The following is a 23032-nucleotide window of genomic DNA, read 5'->3' as shown; positions in this document are numbered from 1 at the left end:
TTTACTCTTTTCATTTTTTAAATCATTTAACATTTATTGAACAAAATGCACGATTTTTAGGAATGTTTAAAGTATTAAAGATTTGACCAGTTACTATAATTTCATCGTTTTTGTTTAATAAAATACATCGTTTATAAAATTTTGAGTTATTAAAAATTAAAGTAACATAGTTTAAACCATTTCATTGACCACGAACACTATAATATAATTCTTTATTACCTTTTTCGTAATATTTTGCTTCAATAGTGTTACTCAGTTTTACTGTTAATTTGACATAATTTGCTTTCTCTTTCATTTTTATAATTCCTTAAATAGTATTGAATATGCTTATAAGCATCTTGTTCATGTTTTGTTAATTTTATATTTCCTTTATAATTTTCTATTTTGTTTTTATTTTTTGGTTCACTTTCTAAATAATCTCAATTCATAATATCTTCTACTAACACCATTAATGCACCAATAATTTTAGGTGTTGCTAATGGATTAGTTAATAATTGTTTTGAACTTAAAAAGAAATTTTCTACAATAACTAATATTTTTTTATTATCAAAATGTTTTTTAATTAATTGAAAATATTCTTTATACATATTTTTAGTTCATGAAACTTTTAATACATTAAGTGTTTCATTAAAAACAATATTATTAGTTTCATTTGAATATATAACAATTCCATTATTACCAATACCAGCGGGGTCAATTCCAATAATTAAGTCATATTCCATTATTAATCAAATTCTCCATTATTGATTTTTTGTATTAACGAATGATATATTGCATCAACATTTGTACTTCTATATCCATCATTTTCAATTTTATTTTCTAAATATGTAATGAACTTTGCTTTATCAATAAAGTTATCAATTTTTTTTCATAAACCGTTATATAATATGTCATTATTTTGTTTAAGTAGTTCTATTTTTAATTTTAATGAATTAATTTCTTGGTCTTTATTCATATTTATACCTCCTACTTAACCTAATATTTAAAATACAGTCATAACAAATTGCTTTACTATTTTTATCTCTTAAAAAATATTTTCTTGTTTTTATATCATTAGTATTAAAGAATAAATAATCTAATTTATTTTGTTTACATGTTCAACAAAAATACTTTTTCATTATGAGTTGAAGTTTCTTTATAAGAAGTAACTATATAATGAATTGCTAAATCATTTTTATTATATGGATTATTTATTTTAAAACTTTTTCTGTTTTCTTCTCACGTAATGTTATATTTAAAACAAGGATTAGTAATTTTAGTTTTGTTATCTGTTATTTCACTTATAAATCAACTATTATGCTGTTCATAAAATATTAGTGGTTCAAGTTTTATATCATTAAGATAATATTCTTTTGGAGCAATTGGTTTATTAACAGTTTTTTTTGGTCTTTAATATATGGTTCTAATAATTTTATTAATTCATTACCACTTAATTCTCTTTTAATATTTTCTAAATTAAAAACTCAATATGTGTAACTGTTATCAACAATAAAAGAATTATTTTTAATCATTCATTTTGGAAGCGATAATTTATATTCAACATAATCAATAAGAATAGATTGTGGTTTATCTTTAACAATTTGTTCTTTTTTAAATTCTATTTGCATAATAATCCTCTCCTAATATGTTCTGTTGCTTCTAGCATAAAGAACATATATTTTGATTTTTAGATTATTAATAATACTACTATTCGTTTTATTTATTCCAGTAATTCTGGGCTCAAAAATAAATTGTGAAATTTTAAAAAACATTGAGGCATTCGATTCAATATTTATTTAATTTGTGTTAAACAAATTAATATTTTAATTGAACCGACACCGCTCATTTTTTTTATAAGTTTGAAATTTATTTTCTCGCCCAAAAATTTTTTCAAAAAAATAAAAAATAAAACCAACACTTGCTCACTGGGGAGTGGCAAGGTTGGTTAAATAAAGAATAGAATTAATATAGTAGGTTCCCTAAGCAGGTCTATATATACTAGTTTCCAATTCGCTCCCACCCCAAGAATTACCATTTCTGGTTAGTATATTTTATTAGGTATCACTCCACTTTTTATTTATCCATGCAAGTCCACATGCTAGCTACTATTTTTAACAACTGTGTTGTAGTTCACTTTTTTAGTTCCCTAACACGTGTTGATAATAGCGTTAAAGACGGTTATTAAAAATTTTAAAATTTTACAATTACACAAAAAAAAGACAAGATTTTTATTCTCGTCTTTTGTCATTTATTTTTAATTCAAGGGTTTAAAAAAGAAAGGAGCTATTTCAGGAAAATGAGTTGTTATCGACATCTTCGACACGCTCCCTTTTTTTTCAATAACTCCTGAAGTTGCATGTCTAATACCAGCAATAATTTCTGTCAGTGTTGACTTACTACTACCATTTGCAACAATGATTCCAATTCGCTCACCAGCTTTAATTTGAATATTTAATTTATTTAAAACCGTTTTATCACCGTATACTTTAACAATGTCAGTAGCATTAATTAGAAAGTCACTATTTTTAATTCTTTTTTCATGTGTTGTTTCTGTTAAATTTGTTTTGGTTTCTTTTTCTAACATTTTTTATTTGCTCTCTTTTCAATTTAAACTACTATTTTCACTATCTAAATTTGGTTCTAATAAATCATTATATATCATCTTGCTGCTGTTAACAATTAAAATATGAGTAAATCATTTTTTATTTTTAGTTAAGTAATATTGTTAATACTTTTTAAATATGTTTTTAAAAGTTATCTTTTTTATAAAAATTTCAATTAATAGCATTATTTATAACACTATTTTAAAATAGTGTATTATTACGATAATATTAAAAGAATATAAGTTTTTAACCATTTACTTTATTTTTGAAAGTAAGTGGTTTTTTTATTTCTAAAAAGAAAGGATAGTATAAATTATGAAAATTTTTAATCCAAATTATTGATTTAAAGTATGAACGTTAACTGTTTTTAGTTTTGACCAACAAAATAAAAAAACACATGATCTATCAATAGCAATACCTATGACAAATAATGAAATGATAACAAGAAATCAATTGTTAATTGATAATAAAAATATTACAACGATATTAGATTTTAATTTAAATAGAATTAAAAGGGAAACTAATTCAATTGATAATATAAATATAATGAAAATTTATGAATTAAATTTATTAAAAATTCAAGCAATAACAAAAGAACAAATTCAAAACATTCAAGTATGAGATATTACAATAATTACAGAAAAACAAATACAATCATTTACCAAAAAACAAATGAAATCGCTTGAATCATCTCAAATTCAAGCATTTACACCAATTCAAATTCCATGATTTAAACTTGAACAAATCCCATGATTTACTTCAGAACAAGTCCAGTATTTTACACAAAAACAGATTCAATTCTTTACAGAAGAACAAATTAACAAGTTTACACCAGAAAAAACTAAATTATTTTTATGAGAAGTTTTTTGATTAACACCGACACAATTTTCAGAAATAGCACCAGAGCAAATTTCAAAAATTTCTCTAGAACATTTTTTATTATTAACAATTTCTCAAATTAAAGCATTGACCCCAATACAAATTAAAGCATTAACAAAAGAACAAATTCAAATTTTTACAATACAACAAATTAAAGCATTAACAGAAGAACAAATTAAATCATTGATGCCTAAACAAATATCATGATTTAAACTAGAACAAATTTTATCATTATGAACATGACAAATTTCAGAATTTACAGAAGAACAAATTAAATCATTAACAAGAGAACAAATTGAAGTTTTTACAATACAACAAATTAAAGCATTGACCCCAATACAAATTAAATTTTTTAAACCAGAACAAATATCATGATTTAAACCAAAACAAATTTCAAAATTTACAGAAGAACAAATTTCAGAATTTACGGAAAAACAAATTCAAGAGTTTTTACCACTACAAATTAGATCATTGACCCCAGTACAAGTTAAATCATTGACGAAACAACAAGTAAGTTCATTTTATTTATGACAAATTTTAGAATTAAAACCAAGTCAATTAGTGCAACTATCACCATTGAAAAAACAATATTTTACATTAATTATAAATGGTAATAGTTTTAACATTAAAACATGAGATGGTAAAATTAAAAGTTGTATACATGAAGCAGGACATATTATGAATGATTTTAATTCTGATTTTTTTAAAGATTTTATTATTTCAATGGAAGTTTTTAATAGAGAACACGTTACAGGAATAACCAAACTTAATATTACTGGCAATATAACAGATGTTGAAAATATACAATTATATATTCTTGACTTAGATCTGTACTTGGTGGTGCTTCAGCTGAAATAGTTATGAAATATCCGTACCCTTATCGTCGTAATGGTCATGAAGTAGCGCCAAATATAAAAATAGTGCATGAAATGTTAGTAATAAAAAGAAGGCAAATTTCAAATTTAGATTTTCAAATTTTAATTGAACAATTAAAAAAGGATTCAATAAAAGTAATAGAAGATAATAAAATAGCATTTAGTAAAATAATCGAAATATGTAGTATTTTCAGTAAAGTTACTAAAGAAGAAATTGAATATATTTTTAAATATAAAAGTTTGCCAGTAATAGTCGAAAATATAAAAAGTCAAATTCAACAACGTATAGATAATATTGATTGAAATGAAATAAATTCATTTGATTTACAAAGTATAAAAAAAGTATTAGTAAATGCCAAAGATAATTTTGTTGGAAATGAATGATTATTATTTTTAGCCTGTGTTATTTTTGTTTCAATGGGGTTTGGTTTTGTTTATAATAAACCATTTTCTTTAAAATCACAAATCGATAAAACAATAGCAGAAAATAATTTAGAGAATTTAACAGAGTTAGTTACTATTGAACGACAATTTCATCAAACAGAACTAAATATGAAAACAGTATCTCTAATTAATAATGTAAGTAATGAAGATTTAGATCAACATCAAAAAGAAATTGAACAAGAAATAAAGCATCATAAAGGAGAAATAATTCCTTTATTACAAGATGAAATAATTTCAATAAATAATGTTGATTTTGCAAATCAACATTCAATAAGTGAACATAGTAGATTGTTATTTACTTAAATGGTTTTAATAATTATTATCATTAAAATTAGAATATATGTCATTAATTTAATTAATAACAAAATATTTTTCTTTTTAAATGTTACAATTAATTTTAAAAATATTAAGGAGGAAAAAATAATGAAGAGTGATGAATCTCATAAACGATTGTCATTAAAAGAATTTGTTTGATTAGGTTTTAATTATGCAGTAGGAATTGGTTTTATTGGTAATTTTGCAATATTATCTAATATTGGAAAACCTAATTCAATTGGAATTAATGCAATATGAGTGTATTTATTAATTGGTTTTGTGGCGGGTAATTGTGCATGAGCTTTTGCAAAATTATCTAGAATTCATAATTCTGATAATAATGGTGGTGCATATATCTATGTTAGGACAACTTTTGGTAGATTCTGAGGTTGATTAGTAGGTTTTATGCAATATGCTTGTTTACCATTTGTTGTAACAATTCAAGTAATGATGTTAATTAGAGGAACTTTTTCTCCAGAATTTATTAGTAATGGTCAACCACAATGGTATAGTGCTAATTGAGGACCATTTTCTGATTTATATTTAGATTTCATTGGAATTTTTATTTATATGATTTCAGCTTCTGTTATTTTTGCTGGGATTAAAATATATAAAAAAATGGCACATACAACATCAATTATTAAGTGATTAACAGCCGGATTTTTAGTTATTGCTGGAATTAGTTTAGCAATAACTAATGGTTCATCAAATTGAAATTACTGAACTACTGAGAGTACATTTTCTTTTGCTAGATTTATGAATACTTTTACTTCATGTTTCTTTTTCTTTGCTGGTTTTGAAATTTTTTCAACAGCAGATAAAAACGTTAATAACCCTGAAAAAAATATTGGTAAAGGTATTACTTTAATTATGATAATTATGACAATTTTCTATGTTGTTATTTCATTAATTTTCTTTTTAGGATATAGAGTCTTTGTTCAAAATATGAATATGGGTGCGTGAAGTCCTTTTACAAGCAAAATAATTATCTATGGTGGTCCAATTATAATGATTATTAGTGGGTTAGCTTTAAAAATTAATATCGCAATGCAAAACGCTTTATATGGTGGTACCACATTACAGCCGCTTTCTAAAGAAGGATATATTTCTAATAAGTTATTTAATTTAAATAAAGATGGAATTCCTGTTAAAGCAGCAGTTATTAATTTAATAGTAACATCTGTTATGTTAATTTTATCATCAGCTTTTTCTGTAATTACAATGTTTATTTATATCATGGTTTTAATTACAGTATTAAAATTAGCATTAGATAAAAAATTAAAACTAAATTGATATGAAAAAATTACTTTTCCATTTATTTTAGTAACTTTAGGTTTAATGTTTGTTTGACATTATTATTCTATTATTTATGATGCAGTTACAGCAACTGATTCAAGTGCAATAGTTGCTATGGTTATTGAATTAGTATTTATTTTAAGTAATGTGATTTTTGCAATAACTTGATACTTTGCTTATTACTATAAAAAATATAAAATTTGTTTAAAAACAAATCCTAATTTACAAGTAGAATTGAATAGTGAATTTACTTTTAATTTAGAACATCAAGCAAAATTAGCAAAATGTAATAGTTAATAAAAAAATAAGTTTTTTTATATTTGTTGTTTATTTCTTCTTTTAAATTATTAATTATTTTGTATTCTTGTTCTCAATTTATTTTTATTTGATTTTTTTCTTCAAGTGTTTTCTTAAATTCATGTTGATGTTTATTTATTCATTCATTAACTTTTTGCATTTTTTCTCCTTATTAAAATGAAAAGGTATTTATTTAAAATAATTAAACTTATATTAAGTTTATAAATAATTATACTATAAGAAATTAAAAAAATTAGAAATTTTATAGTTAAATTTTTGTTTTTTATTTTATAAAAAATTTTTTAAATGTGATAAATCTATTTCTTTTTCATAAAGATTTTGAATACCAATTTTATATTTATTTAAAATTGAACTAAGATTATCAATTTTTTCTTGTGTATCTAAGCGAATTAAGATTTCATTTAAATCTTTAATATATTTAAATTGATATTGATATTTTGTTAATATAGTGGCTGTTAATGGTAAATTGTTGGTAGTCAAAATAAAAATTTTGCCAACATCAAATTTTGCTATTGGTCCACTATAAAGCATTTTTCCCAAATCAATAATAGTACAATCATCAATAATATCTTTAACCTCGTTAATCATATGAGTTGTTAAGAAAATAGTTTTACCTTCTGCTTTTAATCTTTTTAATACATTTGTAAAATATTTTCGTGACTCTGAATCTAAGTTTGCACCCGGTTCATCAAGAATTACTAGTTCTGGATCATGTGCTAAGGCTTGAATTAGCATAATTCTATTTTTCATTCCTGAAGAGAAAGAATTTAAACCCTTATTACGATGTTCTCATAAATTAAAATTATTTAATAATTTTTGTAAATTAACTTCTAGAGCACTATCGGTAATAGTGGTTGTTTGTCCTAAATATTTTAGAAAATTATAAGCTGTTAAACCTTGTGGAAAGTTTTCTAAATTTAAGGAATAACCTAAACTTAATTTTGATTTTGCACTTCCTGCTTTGTAATCATTAACCTTAATTGTACCACTGTATCTGTTACTAGGCATTGCACCAATGATAGACTTTAATAAAACAGATTTTCCGCTACCAGATTGACCAACCAAAGCATGAATAGTTCCTTTAAATACAGTAAAATTAATATTACTAATATTAAACTTTTTAAATTTTTTGTTATAGTTTCTGACACTAATTATAATGTCTTCTGTAGTTCCCATAATAAGTTTTCTCCTAACTAACAATTTTTCGATTATACATTAAATAAGAAAGTAAGAATAAAAAGATAGAAAATCCACAATATATTTCAAGAACTGATTGATTATTTTGAAAATAATCAATGTTATCAGTTTTTATTTTTTTATTATTTAGTGTTAGTTTAAAATCAGGATAACTAAATAAAGTATTTTTTTGTGTATCAAAATCGATACTAGATGTTGCATAAGGTTCAAATCAAAAATCACCATAGTAGTCCATAAAATAAGTTCAAATTTGATTTCAATGTTCAATAAAATTTATTGCATTGATAAATTGATAACTATTTGCAATACTAATGTAATTTTTATAATTTTTATCATTAGTAACAGAATTATTAGTAATCTGACGATAAGTATGAATTTGATTATAAATATATTCTTCGGTTGTTCTAACTAAAAAATAAACAGGATTATAAAAAATTTTATTAAATTCATTACGAAAATCAAATTTATATGCATATGTATCAATAAAAATATTTTTAATTTCCTTGGGTGATAGTGGAACGGGTTTTTCTAATATTGGACCTGTAATTTGTATATAAGTATTATTAATATCAGTATCGTATGTTAATAGTGAAGGTGCTTTACCACTTTGCAGATCCATAAATGAATCAATATTATACTTTTTATCATAATCATTAATTATATTAATTAAGTCTTCTGTAATTTGATTATTATCAACATTATTTTTTAATTCATCTAAGTTTTTAAAATAACTATTAAAAGTAATTTTCATAAATATATCTTTATTTTGAAATTCAATTGGTTTTCAAGTGGTTGTTTTACCACTAAGAGTTTTAACAGTAGGATTTGTTTTAATAAATCCTAATTTTTGATAAAAATCAATACGCTTATTAATAACATTATTTTTTTTAATATCCTTTAATTCTTGATCACTAAGATTAGAATAAAAATCAAAAATAGCTTTTGTTAAATTTGGATATTTAATTAATCCTTTTTCTAAATTTTGTTTAAATAAAATTGCTTCTTTGATTTCACTAACAGTATATTGGATATTATTTTCAAAATTAATTTTAATAATGTCACTATTTATTTTGGTTAATGAGTAAGGCAAACCACCTAATAAAAATAGACTACAGAAAATAACAAAAATTAAAAAAACTGTTTGTGATGGAGTAAAAACTAACATTGTTACTACACCAACAGTAACTAAAACAGCAAATAAAGAGCAAAAGCCAAAAAACTTTAGGATAGTTAATACGTAAAAAGCTAAATAAGAAACTTTTATAATAATTCCACAAATCCCGCCAAATATTAATAAAGCAATAATATTTATGAAAATAAAAGTTAAACTCATAAAAAATAAAGCAGCGTATTGAGTTAAAATAATAACATTTCTTGTATAAGGTTTAGTAAGTAATAATAAGAAAGAACTATCTTCAAATTGAGTACCAAAAATTTTTATAGCATTTAATAAAATAAAAATAAATAAAAATATACTATAAAAAATCATAATATAATATTGTAAATCAATAATAAAATCTTCTATTGATAAATTTAAAAAAAACAAAACACTAATGCTCAATACCGAAATTACTATTGAAAATAAAAATAAAAATGCCGTAATAAAACTGTAACTAATTTTAATTATAATTAATCTAAATAACTTAAATCAACTTGCCTTTTTGGTTTTAGTTTTTTCTATAGTTTTCGTTGTGGTTTCTAGTAATCTGTCCATTATTTTTTCTCCTTTACATATTATCAATTATAATCAATTATTTTTTTTGTTTATAAAATATAATTTAATGAAAAAGAAAAATTATTTTTTATTAAACTGCATAAAAAAAGAAATATTATTTAAACATTTTAATTATAAGTAATAAAATTTAACAAATTTTGATATAAAAGATAATCTAATAATTATGATTACAATGCTTATTTTTTAATTATTAAATTAAACTTGATTTTTTATAAACTTATTAGTTTACTGAAATATTAAAGTTAATATATTCACAACATTTTAATTATAAATATTATAGAATATACTAAAACTTTAATAAAATATATTAAAAGAAATTTTAGGAGGGTACTAGAGTGAAGGGAATATTAAAATTATTAGCAATTTTTGGATTAACAGCACCATTAGCAGTAAATGTAGTGGCATGTGGAAATGGTAATAGTTCTGATACTGATGATGAAGTATCGGAAAATGCTGATGTACAAGAATTATTAAAAAAAGCTAAAGAGCAAATTAGTTTAGGACTTGCAAATTTAATTAGTGAATATAAGAATTTAACTTTTGAAGATGAATTTGGTGAATCTGGAAAAGATATTACTAATAATTTAAATAGTTTATCTAAAGATAGTGACACTCTGGTTGATAGTAAAATAAAAGATATATTTTTAACTAGGCTTCAAAAAGATATTACAAATCTTATTATTGAGGATTATTTATTACAACCATCTGATTTAAAACCATTATTTAATAATATAACTACTAGTGAAATTTTAAAAATTGATTTTAATGGAACAACAATGACAAATAAACAATTCAATTGAACTAAGGAAAAAGCTGATTTTGGTATTGAAAATTATGATCCAGCAACGTATAACATAACAATGTGATATAAACTTGCTGCAGACTTAAAATTAAAATTATCTTATAAAGATGAAAGTAACAAAAAGACAGAAATTGAAGTATCTAATATTTTTGATTTTAATTACGCTAATACTGGCGCTAATTTAAAGTCTTTAATTGAAGCTTCAACTGGTAATGTAACAAAAGTATTAAAAGATTTTATGATACAAATAGAAAGCACCACTACTGATAGTGAAAGTTTATTACAAAAAGCAAAAGAATTAATTACTAGAAAACTTAATAACAATAAAGTTAATATTACTAAAGTTGATATTAATGCTCAATCAGAAGTTCTTCAAAAAAATGATGTTTATGCTAGTGGTGATCATATGTATGAAGCGCTTACTAAATCTACAATTGATGAAGCAATTGATTCTTTGAAAAATTATTTATCACCAACAGCAACAGCTTTTTCAGATGAGATTACTAAGTGACTTGTTGGAAAACAAGGAGTGCCTGAAGAAAGTAAAAATAAAATTAATGCTTTTGGAAAAATCACTATTAGTGATTGAAGCATTTCAGGATTAAGATTAACGCCAATGACTTTAGATTTTATTAATATTAGCCCTAATCAAACGCAAGATGAATGAGCAGAGCAAACAGCAACAGCATTAGGTAAAATATTCTATACAAAAAGTGAATTTGCTAAAGGGCGTATTGATATCACTACTGATAATAATTTAACAATATATATGAATCCCGGAGATTTTGATAATTTTGTTCAAAATAATAAAACAATGAGTGATATTAGTGACTATATTAGTTCAAAAATAAGTTCTAAAGCTACAACCAAAAATCTTATTAAAGGTAATATTTCAGTTACTTTAAATGGTCTTTGAAAAGGAGAAAAAAATCCAACTTTAAGTGATAGAACTAGTGTGGAAAAAGTAGATGATAATACATTTAAAGTTAAAAGAAATGCGGGTGGTATGCATGGTTATAATTATTTAACTATTCGTTATGCAAACACTAATTTTTTAATTGGAATGATTAAGAATCATAAAAATAATCATATTTTATTTGATAATTGAATTATTAAAAAAGCAGATACTGATGTTTGATAATTTATATTATTTTTCAAAATTTTTTGTTATGATAAAAAATTTCTAATATAATTTAAATTTTTAATTTTAATAAATTTAAAAATTTGTATAGTATTTTAATTATTATTTTTATATTTTCATTTCTATAAATTTATCTTTACATTTAATTAAAAATAGTGTATTATATTTAAGTTGTTGATTAATTCGCAATTTTCTTTTAAGATATGATTGATAAAAAAATATCAAAAAAGTTGTTAATGATGTCAAAGAAATAAATAATATCATGAAATTATTTGACAACTTTTAATTTTAGAAAAATTAGATGAATTAATACTTTAAAATGTAAGTAAGTATATTATATATAAATAATAAATAAAACTAATCATTTTTTAAAATAATCCTCTTTTAGAGGTTATTTTTCAGGTTATAATTATCATTTTTTCTAAATTTATTCAAAATTTATTTTTAAGGAGAAATATATGAGTTTTACAGAACTAAATTTAAAACAAGAATTAACTGCTGCTATTGCTAAATGGGGTTATACTACCCCAACACCAATTCAAAAGAAGACAATTCCAGTTTCTTTACAAAAAAAAGATATTATTGGAAAAAGTCATACCGGAACCGGAAAAACTGCTGCCTTTGTCTTACCTATATTACATAATTTAGATATAAAATTATATCGTAATCAAGCCATTATTGTTTGTCCAACTAGAGAATTGGCAATCCAAGTTGCTAAACAAGTAAAAAAATATGCTTATTTTTTAAATGGCGTTAATGTTGTTTTATTATGCGGTGGTGTTAATATTAGAAATCAATTATATGATTTAAGAACTAGTAACATAGTTGTTGGAACACCAGGAAGAATTACTGATCATATTAATCGTGGCAGTTTAAGATTAAATTCAATTAAAACATTAGTTTTAGATGAAGCAGATGAAATGTTAAAAATGGGATTTAAAAAAGATATTGATTTCTTATTTGAAAATTCACCTCAAAATATTCAAACTGTTCTTTTTTCAGCGACAATGTCAAAACCAGTTTTAAAAATTGCTGATGATTATCAAAATAATCCAGTTAGTATTAGTGTTGAAGATGAAAGTCAAAAATTACAACAAGCAAATATTAAACAATATTATTTTGATTGTCGTAATATAACAAAAGAAACTGCATTAGTTGCTTTATATCAAAAATTACAACCACAATTAAGTATTGTTTTTTCAAATACAAAAGCTTTTACTAACAAAATCGCACAATTATTAGAACAAAATAATATTAAATGTGCTGTTATTAACGGTGATAAAAGTCAAAGAGAACGTATGGAAGCAATGAGACAATTTAAAAATGGTAAGGTTAAAGTACTAATTGCTACTGATGTTGTTGCTAGAGGAATTGACATTAATGGTATTGATTATGTTTTTAATTATGATATTCCACGCGAATATGAGTATTATACTCATCGTATTGGTAGAACAGCTCGTGCTGGAGCACAAGGCACTGCTATTACTTTAGTAAGTAATAGAGTTCAATATAATGAAATTCAAGAAATTCAATATTATCAAAATCACGAAATTACTTTACTAGATACTACAGGTTGAGATTTACCTAAAAATGTTGTTAAAGTACCGACTAAATTAAATTTTTCATCTCATAACAATAGAAATGATTTTAAACGTAATGTTGATAATAATTCAAATTGAAAAAGAAAACCAAAATATTAAAATTATTCATTTTTATAAAAAAATCACTTAATTATTAAGTGATTTTTTCTTTAAATATTATTTTTATAAAGTTTTTTTATTTTCATTTTTTTTCTTATTTTCGATTTCTTGTTGTTGTCTTTCTTTTTCAGCTTTTTCAGATTCTTTTTTTAATTTATTAGCTGCAATTTTTTCTTTTATTCTTGCTATTTCTTTTTCTCTTTTATTTTTTTCATCCATAAAAATCCCTTTCTCACTATTTTTTTTGGCATATTTATTCTTATATATCTAAAATATCCAAAATTAGTGTACATTTTTTAGAAAAAAAATAAATATAAAATATTAAAAAAGTCACTCTTTTTAAAAGAGTGACTAAAAATTAAATTTAAATAGTGCTTTTAATTGAATGACATTGGATGGTATATTCCTGTACTTGTTGATGGTTGGTTATTTATATCATTTGCAAATTGATATGGATTGTCAATAGGAAATTCTTCTATTGATGTTTCGTCATCAGTTTCTTTTTCATTTGATGATTTTTCTGATTCTATTTGTTGTGATAAAACTTCTTCAATACCAGAATCTTCAAATTCTTCTTCCTGATATTTTTTAAACAATTCATCAAGAGTTGTGAATTTCCCATTGTTTTCTAATTTTTCTAAATGTTTTTCAAGAAAAACTGCTTCTTTTTTAGTAAATCCACAACAACTAGTTAATATTTCTGTGATTTTTTTTATAGTTATTGGTTGATTAAATACATCTTTATAAAAATCAGAAATAGCAAAAGCAATCATATCAATTGCTGTTACACCAATTGAAAATCCTAATGTTGTTCATCTAACAAATTTTTCATAAAATAATTTTGTGGCTTTTTGAAATCCATATTCAGTAACTAATGCAGCTTCTGTTTTAACAGCATTAACAGTACAAGTGACTGATAAAAATAAAGGGATTGCCATTAATATTTTTTTATATCTAGTTTGTTTTTCAACTCATTTTGAAAGTTTTTCAGAACAAAGATTAGTTGGAATTCCTAAGTTTGTTAAACCCGATTTAAAAATATTATTAATTGGTCTCATAACGAAATAACGACTTATATTTGCTGCTAAAGCACCTGTAGTAAAAATGTCTTTCGTGATTCAATCATGTAAATTAAAATCTTCTTTAGAAGTATTTTCTGATGAACCAGTTAGAATAATATGACTACCTGCCCATGTTAGTGTTTCTAAAGTTAAATTAACTAAAAGATTACGTCCTCAATTAGTTACTAATGCTATTGGTTTATTATTTTGTTGTTCCATAGTTTTAATTGTTTTATTTGCTAAAGATATTACTTGTTTAATTTCAATATCATTATTAGCATTATTATTTTCTGTTTGTGAATTAATAATTAGTTTTTTAATTCGTTCAATTTCTTTTTTAAAATTTGGATGATATTCAAATTCTGTTTCTACACAATTTTCAATTTGATTAAATTTCTGTATTAAATCATTAAGTATGGAAATATTTGAAAAATATTTCATTAATTTTTGATGATCTTCTTCAAATAAAAGTGTTTCAAATATTTCTTTATATTTTTCAAAGTCACTGGTATTAAATTGATTGATTTCAATGGGATTTGTTTTGTTTTTTTTATTAAAAAAAACATCTCGTGATCAACTTGAAGCTGCTGAAGTGAAAAATGTGCCAAGTGCAGTATCAAGTAATACCATAACATAATTTTGTCAATTTCAAAATATAGCATCAATATAATCTTGGGATGTGTGTTCTTTACCATCAATGGGAAAATTAGAAACTACTCTTTGTAAATTTTTACCAGTAAGTCCAATATAAATTTCTAATAATCCTAAAAATTTATATGCAATATTTCTTATTATTCCTGGTTTTGTTTGATCAATAAAATTTTGTATTATTGTTAAATATTTATATAATTTTAATAAAACATTTAAATCTCTATTATTAGAATTTTCTTTAAATAATTTTAATTGTTCATTAAGTGCGTTGGTATTTGTTATAAATTTATTAAGATTATTAATAGTTTTTATAGTAATATTTTCTAAGAATTGATTTTCGGGTGATAATTTTCTTTCTTTTTTTTGAAAAGTTTTTAAATCTAAATTATCATCAATATATTTATCAATATCATTGTATTCTTTTTTATATATTTCTATTGTATTTCTATTAAAGTTTATTTTTAATAATTCTAAAATCACTATAATTACTGTTCAATTTTTTTCAACAAATGTTAGTTTTTGTCAGTATTGATTGTTATTAATGGTAATAGTGCTTTCATTAAAAAAAGTTAAACTATCAAAGTTATTTTTAATTTGGGTTTCATATTTTCAATTTCCATTATCATTGAGTTTTTTTTGTGTTGTTCCTCCATAGCGACTACTACAATTTATTCAATTATTTTCTTCACTATCTTCTATTTCGATAATTGTACTTGAATTATTAAGACTTTCAGTACTACTTGAATTACTATCATTTATAGAAGGTTGTTGATGAGTAATTCCATAATTACTATGTTTATTTTTTTCTAATAAAGGCTTTTTTTCTTCATTTGGCATTTTATTTTCTCCTTTAAGTATAAAAGTCCTATTTTGTTTATAAAAACAAAATAGGACTTAAAAATATATTTAAACATATATCTGATTTGGATTATATCATTTATTTAATAGTTTTTAAATAAAAAATATCTTTTTATATATAGTTAATAAAAATTAAGTTTTAATTATTTATTTAAAAAATTCAGTAAATGATTTTTTGCTATGACGTTCAAGAAATTTATTAAATTCAATTGTTTTTTCATTTTTAATTTTTTCTAAAAATACATTAACTTCTTTTCCAGTACCTAATGGAATTGTATTAGTGTCAATACCTTTTATTTTTTTAATTTCTTCTAAAAATAAATAACGACTAATAATAGTACTACAAGCGATAGCTAAATACTTACTTTCTGCATTAGTAACAAATTGAACTTTATCTTTAATAATTTTATTACGATTATCTTTCATATTTTCAATGTATTTGTAATATGTATCTTCATTAATATATTGATCAATAACTATAGTATCATATTGAATTCTATGTTGTAACATACGAACTAATGCTTGATTTTCTCCTCAGGTTTTAATAATATTGGGGCTATAACCCGCATCAATTCATTGATTATATTTACGATTGTTAATGATTACTGACTCAAAAATAATTGTTTTCATAATATCTTGTGCTAATTCAATAAATTTACTTTGTGATAAGTCTTTATAATCGCGAATGTTAAGTAAACGTAATTTTTCTAAATTACCTGAACCAATATAAGAACTAATAATAACAAGTGGACCAAAAAAATTATTAATACCAAATTCAGCATTGCCAATGACTGGTGATTGATTTTCATCAAGTTGATTTCAAATACTGCGATATTCTGCAATAATATCCTCTTTAGTACCTTTAAAAATAACTTTTTCTTGATAAATTTCAATTGTTATATTATGATATTGAAATAATTCATAACTACTATTTTTATTATCAACTTTATAGTTTTGGTAGTGTTCTTTAATTAATGATTTTTGTTTTTGATTTAAGTAAAATGTCATTAATATATCACCATCTTTTCAAAATTTATTTGATTTATTGAAATTAATATCACACTTTCTTTCATATTAATTATATAATAAAAACAAGGATTTTAGGGTTTTAACCTTTTATTTTATATAAGGAGTTAACAATGCGTAGTGTAGGTATAGATATTATTGAAGTAAATCGAATAGAAAATATTGAAGAACTTGCTAAAAGAATTTTAAGTAAAAAAGAAATTATACTTTTTAATCAATATTCTTTACAACGTCAACAGGAATTTTTGGCAGGAAGATGAGCATTAAAAGAAGCAATTTTTAAGGCATTACCACAAGAAAAGTTAACATTTAAAAATATTGATATTAGCTATAATCAATATAATCAACCAATAACTATCATTAAGAATTATCAATTACTTTTATCTTTATCACATAATGAAACTAATGCAATTGCAATTGTAATTGTTATTTAATAAAAAGAAAGTAAGGTGTTTTATTAAAATGTATATGATTGATTTAATTTCTAAAAAGAAATTAGGACAAAGTTTAAATAAAGAAGAACTAAAATTTTTAACAGAAGGTATTGCCAATGAAACAATACCAGACTATCAAATTAGTGCTTGAGCAATGGCTGTTTATTTTCAGGGAATGACTAATGATGAATTAGTAGAATATACAAAAGCTATTATTAATAGTGGTGAAACCATGGATTTATCACAAATTACTGGTTTTAGTATTGATAAACATTCAACTGGTGGTGTTGGTGATAAAACTAGTTTAGTATTTGGTCCAATAGCTGCTGCTTGTGGATTAAAGGTTGCAAAAATTTCTGGAAGAGGATTGGGTATTACTGGTGGTACTATTGATAAACTGGAAATAATTCCAAATTTTAAATGTGATTTAGCAATATCAGATTTTATTAAAGTTGTTAATAAAGTTGGTATGAGTATTATTAGTCAAACTAGTAATTTAGTGCCTGCTGATAAAAAATTATATGCATTACGTGATGTTTCAGGAACAGTTGATTCATTACCATTAATTGCTGCTAGTGTTATGTCTAAAAAAATAGCAATGGGCGCTGATTTAATTTTACTAGACATTAAATGTGGAAAAGGTGCCTTTGTTCAGGATATAGTAACTGCAAGAGAGTTAGCAAAATTAATGGTACATATTGGTAAAGCTTTTAATAAAAAAATTTATGCTATTATTAGTGATATGAATAAGCCTTTAGGACGAACAATTGGTAATGCACTAGAATTACAAGAAGTTATTTTAAGTTTAAAAAATAAAGGACCAGAAGATTTGAAAATCCTTGTTAGTAATTTAGTAGCTTTAGCCTTATTGGGAGCTAAAAAGGTAAAAACCTTAAAAGAGGGTATTGATAAAGTTAATGCTATGTTTACTAGTGAAAAACCACTACAAATTTTTTATGATTTTATTAAAAGTCAAGGTGGAGATACTAAATATCTTGATAATATTGATAAATTACCACCAGCTAAATATATTATTAAAGTTAAGGCGCAATTATCGGGCTATTTAGATTTTACTAATAATTATGCTTTAGGTGAATTATCAGTAATATTAGGAGCAGGAAGAACTACGAAAACTGATATTATTGATCCGGTGGCAGGAATTTATTTAAAACAAATTCATGGTCAAAAAGTTGAAAAAAATAGTGTAATTATGGAACTCCATACTAATAAAGATCAACATTTCCATCAACAATTTTTAGATTTGGCAATTTCTATATTTCAGATTACTAATAAAAAATACGATATTAAACCAATAATTTTAGAAATAATAATGTAATTTAGTTTAAAATTGTTTATAATGTTACAGTATTTTAAAAATATTAATTAAATGAAATGATAAGGAGCGTTTTTGTGAAATCTTTATTAAAATTACTGGGCACACTTGCTTTAGCAACAACACCAGTTGTAACAGTTGTTGCTTGTGGTAGTGAAAATAATCAAATGACTCCAAGGGATATTCTTAATTTTGCTGCCTCTTTTGTTACTGATAGTAGTGTGCAAATTAAGGCTGATCTTAATTTATCAGATGATACCAATATAGGAGAAATGAAAGGTAAAATTTTTAGCAAATTAGATACTTCTGTGCAAACAGCTATTGGTAACTTTTTCTCTAGTAAACTTAAAGAAAGTACCAATGAACATCCAGCAAATTGATATCACCCTGATGCACATGTCAAAATTATGGACTATGTTCCAAAAAAAGATAATGATAATGATGAAAAAGAAAAACCTAAGTTTGTTTTACCAACTGGTAGTGAATTAGTCAATGGTCATTTATGAGTAAAAGCGGAAATCTCTTATTTAGATTTACCATCAGTTACTAAAGATATTAAAATTACAATTAATAATGATACAAGTCATACTAGTGATCAAAAAAAAGCTGATGCAATTAAAGATTTTATTAAAGAAGAAATTACTAAAGGTAATCTAAATATTAATGTTGAAAATTTACCAATAACTGGAAAAATTAAAGGAGCAGAAAAAGAAGAAAAAGAAGAAATTGCTAGAACTCAGTTATCATATATTAAACAAAATTTAAATGTTGCCATTAAAGATAAAGTTCAATATTCTGGTTTAAGTTTAAGTTTTGAATTTTCAGGTGATTTTTCAAATGTTCCTAAATCAACTTTATTTAAAATGACAGATCCAACGGTGACCAATAATGATGATAAATCAATTGTATTTAATGGTAATGTTAGTAATATTACTATTGATTTCTTAGTTGGTAATGATAGTAAATCTATTTTTAATACTGGTGATATTGAAAGTACTACTGCTATTAAGATTAACCAAACTTTTGTTGATGCAACAACACAAATTTCAAAAATATTTTCTGAATGAACAGTTGATGCAGTAAAGGAATTACCAAATGCTTCAGAAAGTTTTTCAGATTATAAGGAAATGAATAATATAAAAGAACAAGTTATAACAAAGGGTTATTTTGCTAATATTAATAAAATTTATAGTATTCTTGCTTCCAAATGAAATGATAGTCTAATAACTATTACTAATCCCGAAAGTGGATTTAATTTTAATCCTAACGAAAAAAATGGTTATTTTAATTTAAACTTTAAATTAGAATATGACCTAAGTAAAGGCTTTCCAGATATAAAGACATCTTCAAAATTTGAAATAAATGTTGAAAATATTCATATTACGTTACGTGAAGTTAAATAATAATATTTAAATATATAATAACTTTTAAAACTTATTTTAATCATTAAAAAATTAAAAATAAGTTTTTTTATTTATTAAAGATTAATCAAGTACTATTAAATTAAGTTATAATTAATATTAATAAGTATAAAATGATATTGAGGGAACGAGAATAATGTTACAACCAGTAATTACAATTGAATCTTTTCAAGGACCAATGGATTTGCTTTTGCATTTAATTAAAGAAAAAAATATTGATATTTTAGATTTAAATCTAAATGATGTTACTAACCAATATGTTCATTTTATTAATGAAGAATTAATTAAAAACATTGATTTAGTAAGTGAATATTTACCGATTGCTGCTTATTTATTAGAATTGCAATCAAAACAATTATTACCAAAACAAGAACTAGTGGTAGATAGTGCTTATGAAAATGAAGTTAATCGTCAAAAATTAATTGCTCGTTTATTAGAATATAAAAAATTCAAAGAAATAAGTAATTATTTTAAAGAACAGGCTTTATATAGAACCCAATTATTAACAAAAACACCTAGTGATTTAAAAACATATTTAGTTGATGAAATTACACCAATTTTGGTAAAAAATAATATTAATAAATTAACACAAGCAATGTTAAACATATTTAATAGACTACAAAATGAAAATAAATTACCAGTTAATTTAGCATTAAACTTAATTTCAGCTGAAGATCGAGCTAAAGAAATTAAACACTTACTGAAAAAAAACCCCAAGCAACACTTTACTTTAGAACAATTATTTTTTACTAAAGCATTAACTTTACATTATTTTATTATTACTTTTATTGCAATTTTAGATCTTGCAAATCATCAAATTTTACATATTATACAAACTAATACTTTTACTGAAATTACAGTAATTTATCGAGGTGAGAAAAATGAATAATAGCAATTGAAAAACAAACGAAAGATTAGCAGTTTTACAAGGTTTATTATTTATTGCTGGCAATGAAGGCCTTGATTTATTAACACTTGCTGAATATTTAGAATTAACAAAAAAACCAAAGACTGTTGAAAATTTAATTGCGTCTTTACAAATGAAATTAAATGATGATGATACCAGTGGTTTAAGTTTAATTAAAGTTGGTAATATTTATAAATTAACAACAAAACCTATTCATTATAATCGCTATCAAGTATTAAAACAACAACCTTTAATACGTTTATCACAAGCAGCTTTAGAAACACTAGCTATTATTGCTTATAATCATCCAGTTACTAAACCACAAATTGAAGATATTCGTGGTGTAAATTGTGATTCTATTATTTTTAAACTAAAAAGTTTAAATTTAATTACTGAGATTGGTCGTAGTGAATTACCAGGAAAACCAATTTTATATGATTTAACTGATGAATTTATGGATCATTTTAATATCGAATCTTTAACTCAATTACCAACTTTGCCTCAATTTAATAACCAAAATGATGAACAAGAAATCTACAACTTTACTAATGAATAATGATTTAGAACGCTTGCAAAAAGCTATTGCTAATTCTGGAGTATGTTCACGACGAAAAGCAGAATTACTAATTATTAATGGGCAAGTAACAGTTAATGGGCAAATTATTACAACGTTAGGTTTTAAAGTTACAAGTAGTGATGTTATTAAAGTTAATAATCAAATTATTAAGCAATCTAATCATATTTATTTAGCATTTTATAAACCACCTAATTGTTTAACAACAGTCAGTGATCCTAAAAATCGACCAACGGTAATGAATTATTTTACTAATATTAATAGTAGAATTTACCCAGTCGGTCGTTTAGATTTTGATACTTCAGGTTTGTTGTTAATGACTAATGATGGTGAATTTACTAATGCTATTATTCATCCTCGTTATAAAATAGATAAGGTATATGAAGTATTGGCAAGTGGTATTTTGTCATCAAATGCTATTAAAAAACTACAAGACGGTATTATTTTATCAACTTTATTTACAACTTCTCCTGCTATTGTTAAAATAATTTATAAAAATATAAAAAAAGAAAATACTTTACTACATCTAACCATTCATGAGGGACAAAATCAACAAGTTAAACGTATGATTAAAGCAGTAGGAAGTAGAGTAATTACTTTAAAACGTTTACAAGTTGCTAATATTACTTTAAAAGGTTTAACAATGGGTGAATATCGTTATTTGACAGAAGAAGAAGTAACAACATTGATGAAATTGAGTCAAAAGAGTTAAAATAAAAGAATAATTTATTTTTTAAATATAACAACTTTTTATACTTTCTGGGTTTGTCTTTATATCAAAAACCTTATTTATTTCAATAATATTATCAGCAAAATCGTTTGCTGTTTTTATTTCCTCTTGTAATTTTTTATTTGTAATAATATCATTTTTAAAATTTTTCAGTATTTCAATAAGATTATTTAAGTTTTGAAATTTATTGGCTTCTTTAGCAATAGTGTATTTTTGTTTTTCACAGATTTTAATACTGGTATCTATTCAATTTTGTAATTTTTTTATTTTTCATTTTTGATTTGAAGTTATTAATGGTGGATTTTGATAATTGTTAATTGCATGATACATGCTTGTGCTAAAAACCATTATTCTTAATACATTATTACTTAATTCTTGGTGAAAATATTTATTTAAACTACCTTTATTATTTAAAAGATAATTAATAGCATTATGTGTTCCGCGATCTCAATTTTTTATAATTTGTTGAAAAAAAACTCAACTTTGTATTATTGGATTTATAGGTCTTTGACTTTGAAGAATAAAACATTTAACACTTCTGAAACGAATACTTTCTGATGTAGCTAGAATTGCTCCTATTAATGAGCATTTAATTTGATTTTCATTTAAGTTAGAATTTGTTAACAATAAAAAATCATTATGTATTGTTTGTCAAGAATAATTATTATGTGCCTGGAGTCCATTACTTGCTACATAACTTCCTACAAAAGGTAAAGATTGGCAAATAATATTTTCTATATTAGGATTTATTAA

Annotated in this window: 24 protein-coding genes; 11 read left to right on the top strand and 13 right to left on the bottom strand. The window is 23.3% G+C overall.

Features of this window, described 5'->3' with window-relative positions; translation table 4 throughout:
* Position 1: 1 nt before the first annotated feature.
* From AACL05_RS05905 to AACL05_RS05880, 6 genes are all read right to left on the bottom strand, one after another.
* Complete coding sequence (locus AACL05_RS05905) at positions 2–295, bottom strand: hypothetical protein (RefSeq protein WP_338960583.1); 294 nt, start codon at positions 293–295, stop codon at positions 2–4.
* Positions 249–722, bottom strand: a complete 474-nt coding sequence (locus tag AACL05_RS05900) for a hypothetical protein (RefSeq protein ID WP_338960581.1) — start codon at positions 720–722, stop codon at positions 249–251. Before AACL05_RS05900 ends, AACL05_RS05905 begins: the two co-directional genes overlap by 47 nt.
* Positions 723–724: 2 nt before the next feature.
* Positions 725–955 carry a hypothetical protein gene (locus tag AACL05_RS05895; RefSeq protein WP_338960578.1) on the bottom strand — a complete coding sequence of 77 codons (231 nt, stop codon included), beginning with the start codon at positions 953–955 and terminating at the stop codon, positions 725–727.
* Entirely contained in the window at positions 948–1118 is a 171-nt protein-coding gene (locus AACL05_RS05890) for a hypothetical protein (protein ID WP_338960576.1), read from the bottom strand. The genes AACL05_RS05895 and AACL05_RS05890 overlap by 8 nt, the downstream gene beginning before the upstream one ends.
* Positions 1119–1328: 210 nt before the next feature.
* Positions 1329–1607 (bottom strand): hypothetical protein, encoded by a 279-nt coding sequence (locus AACL05_RS05885; RefSeq protein ID WP_338960574.1) that lies wholly within the window; start codon positions 1605–1607, stop codon positions 1329–1331.
* Between the two features lie 626 nt (positions 1608–2233).
* The gene (locus tag AACL05_RS05880) at positions 2234–2563 is read right to left on the bottom strand and encodes an ATP-binding cassette domain-containing protein (RefSeq protein WP_338960573.1); all 330 of its coding nucleotides are present in this window, start codon (positions 2561–2563) and stop codon (positions 2234–2236) included.
* Positions 2564–2897: 334 nt separating this feature from the next.
* Between AACL05_RS05880 and AACL05_RS05875 the strand changes: the two genes are divergently transcribed.
* The 3 genes from AACL05_RS05875 (at position 2898) to AACL05_RS05865 (ending at position 6688) form a co-directional block, all read left to right on the top strand.
* Positions 2898–4319 carry a hypothetical protein gene (locus AACL05_RS05875; protein WP_338985865.1) on the top strand — a complete coding sequence of 474 codons (1422 nt, stop codon included), beginning with the start codon at positions 2898–2900 and terminating at the stop codon, positions 4317–4319.
* A 2-nt stretch (positions 4320–4321) separates the two neighbouring features.
* The gene (locus AACL05_RS05870) at positions 4322–5083 is read left to right on the top strand and encodes a hypothetical protein (protein ID WP_338960568.1); all 762 of its coding nucleotides are present in this window, start codon (positions 4322–4324) and stop codon (positions 5081–5083) included.
* Between the two features lie 120 nt (positions 5084–5203).
* Positions 5204–6688, top strand: coding sequence for an APC family permease (locus AACL05_RS05865; protein ID WP_338985863.1), 1485 nt, complete (start codon positions 5204–5206; stop codon positions 6686–6688).
* On the opposite strand, the gene AACL05_RS05860 is transcribed toward AACL05_RS05865, so the two are convergent.
* The 3 genes from AACL05_RS05860 to AACL05_RS05850 form a co-directional block, all read right to left on the bottom strand.
* Complete coding sequence (locus AACL05_RS05860; protein ID WP_338960562.1) at positions 6645–6848, bottom strand: hypothetical protein; 204 nt, start codon at positions 6846–6848, stop codon at positions 6645–6647. The two genes, AACL05_RS05865 and AACL05_RS05860, sit on opposite strands and share 44 nt — an antisense overlap.
* Positions 6849–6976: 128 nt before the next feature.
* Positions 6977–7885, bottom strand: a complete 909-nt coding sequence (locus tag AACL05_RS05855; RefSeq protein ID WP_338960561.1) for an ABC transporter ATP-binding protein — start codon at positions 7883–7885, stop codon at positions 6977–6979.
* Positions 7886–7898: 13 nt separating this feature from the next.
* Positions 7899–9620, bottom strand: a complete 1722-nt coding sequence (locus AACL05_RS05850; RefSeq protein WP_338960558.1) for a hypothetical protein — start codon at positions 9618–9620, stop codon at positions 7899–7901.
* Between the two features lie 356 nt (positions 9621–9976).
* Between AACL05_RS05850 and AACL05_RS05845 the strand changes: the two genes are divergently transcribed.
* The gene (locus AACL05_RS05845) at positions 9977–11584 is read left to right on the top strand and encodes a hypothetical protein (protein WP_338960555.1); all 1608 of its coding nucleotides are present in this window, start codon (positions 9977–9979) and stop codon (positions 11582–11584) included.
* A gap of 458 nt (positions 11585–12042) precedes the next feature.
* Positions 12043–13284: a DEAD/DEAH box helicase gene (locus AACL05_RS05840; RefSeq protein WP_338960553.1), complete on the top strand. Its 1242-nt coding sequence runs from the start codon at positions 12043–12045 to the stop codon at positions 13282–13284.
* A 63-nt stretch (positions 13285–13347) separates the two neighbouring features.
* Here the strand turns inward: AACL05_RS05840 and AACL05_RS05835 are convergent, their stop codons facing one another.
* The 3 genes from AACL05_RS05835 to AACL05_RS05825 all read right to left on the bottom strand — a co-directional run bounded on the left by AACL05_RS05835 (position 13348) and on the right by AACL05_RS05825 (position 16862).
* On the bottom strand, positions 13348–13503 hold the full coding sequence (locus AACL05_RS05835; RefSeq protein WP_174479916.1) for a hypothetical protein: 156 nt from the start codon (positions 13501–13503) through the stop codon (positions 13348–13350).
* A 158-nt stretch (positions 13504–13661) separates the two neighbouring features.
* Positions 13662–15833 carry a hypothetical protein gene (locus tag AACL05_RS05830; protein WP_338960550.1) on the bottom strand — a complete coding sequence of 724 codons (2172 nt, stop codon included), beginning with the start codon at positions 15831–15833 and terminating at the stop codon, positions 13662–13664.
* A gap of 168 nt (positions 15834–16001) precedes the next feature.
* On the bottom strand, positions 16002–16862 hold the full coding sequence (locus AACL05_RS05825; RefSeq protein ID WP_281748449.1) for a ribonuclease HIII: 861 nt from the start codon (positions 16860–16862) through the stop codon (positions 16002–16004).
* A gap of 131 nt (positions 16863–16993) precedes the next feature.
* Between AACL05_RS05825 and acpS the strand changes: the two genes are divergently transcribed.
* From acpS to AACL05_RS05795, 6 genes are all read left to right on the top strand, one after another.
* Positions 16994–17314: a holo-ACP synthase gene (acpS, locus tag AACL05_RS05820; protein ID WP_338960545.1), complete on the top strand. Its 321-nt coding sequence runs from the start codon at positions 16994–16996 to the stop codon at positions 17312–17314.
* Positions 17315–17342: 28 nt separating this feature from the next.
* Complete coding sequence (locus AACL05_RS05815; RefSeq protein ID WP_338960541.1) at positions 17343–18650, top strand: thymidine phosphorylase; 1308 nt, start codon at positions 17343–17345, stop codon at positions 18648–18650.
* A gap of 74 nt (positions 18651–18724) precedes the next feature.
* Complete coding sequence (locus AACL05_RS05810; RefSeq protein ID WP_338960538.1) at positions 18725–20050, top strand: hypothetical protein; 1326 nt, start codon at positions 18725–18727, stop codon at positions 20048–20050.
* A 154-nt stretch (positions 20051–20204) separates the two neighbouring features.
* On the top strand, positions 20205–20957 hold the full coding sequence (locus AACL05_RS05805) for a segregation/condensation protein A (protein WP_338960536.1): 753 nt from the start codon (positions 20205–20207) through the stop codon (positions 20955–20957).
* Positions 20950–21531: an SMC-Scp complex subunit ScpB gene (gene scpB / locus AACL05_RS05800; protein WP_286641535.1), complete on the top strand. Its 582-nt coding sequence runs from the start codon at positions 20950–20952 to the stop codon at positions 21529–21531. The genes AACL05_RS05805 and scpB overlap by 8 nt, the downstream gene beginning before the upstream one ends.
* Positions 21524–22261, top strand: coding sequence for a pseudouridine synthase (locus AACL05_RS05795; RefSeq protein WP_338960534.1), 738 nt, complete (start codon positions 21524–21526; stop codon positions 22259–22261). Before scpB ends, AACL05_RS05795 begins: the two co-directional genes overlap by 8 nt.
* 21 nt (positions 22262–22282) lie before the next feature.
* On the opposite strand, the gene AACL05_RS05790 is transcribed toward AACL05_RS05795, so the two are convergent.
* Positions 22283–22906 (bottom strand): hypothetical protein, encoded by a 624-nt coding sequence (locus AACL05_RS05790; RefSeq protein WP_338960532.1) that lies wholly within the window; start codon positions 22904–22906, stop codon positions 22283–22285.
* Positions 22907–23032: the final 126 nt, after the last annotated feature.

The organism is Spiroplasma endosymbiont of Thecophora atra (genome assembly GCF_964019735.1).
Lineage (GTDB): Bacteria > Bacillota_I > Bacilli_A > Mycoplasmatales > VBWQ01 > Spiroplasma_E > Spiroplasma_E ixodetis_A.
The sequence above is the reverse complement of the archived record's forward strand: the minus strand, read 5'-3'. Positions and strand labels throughout refer to the sequence as shown.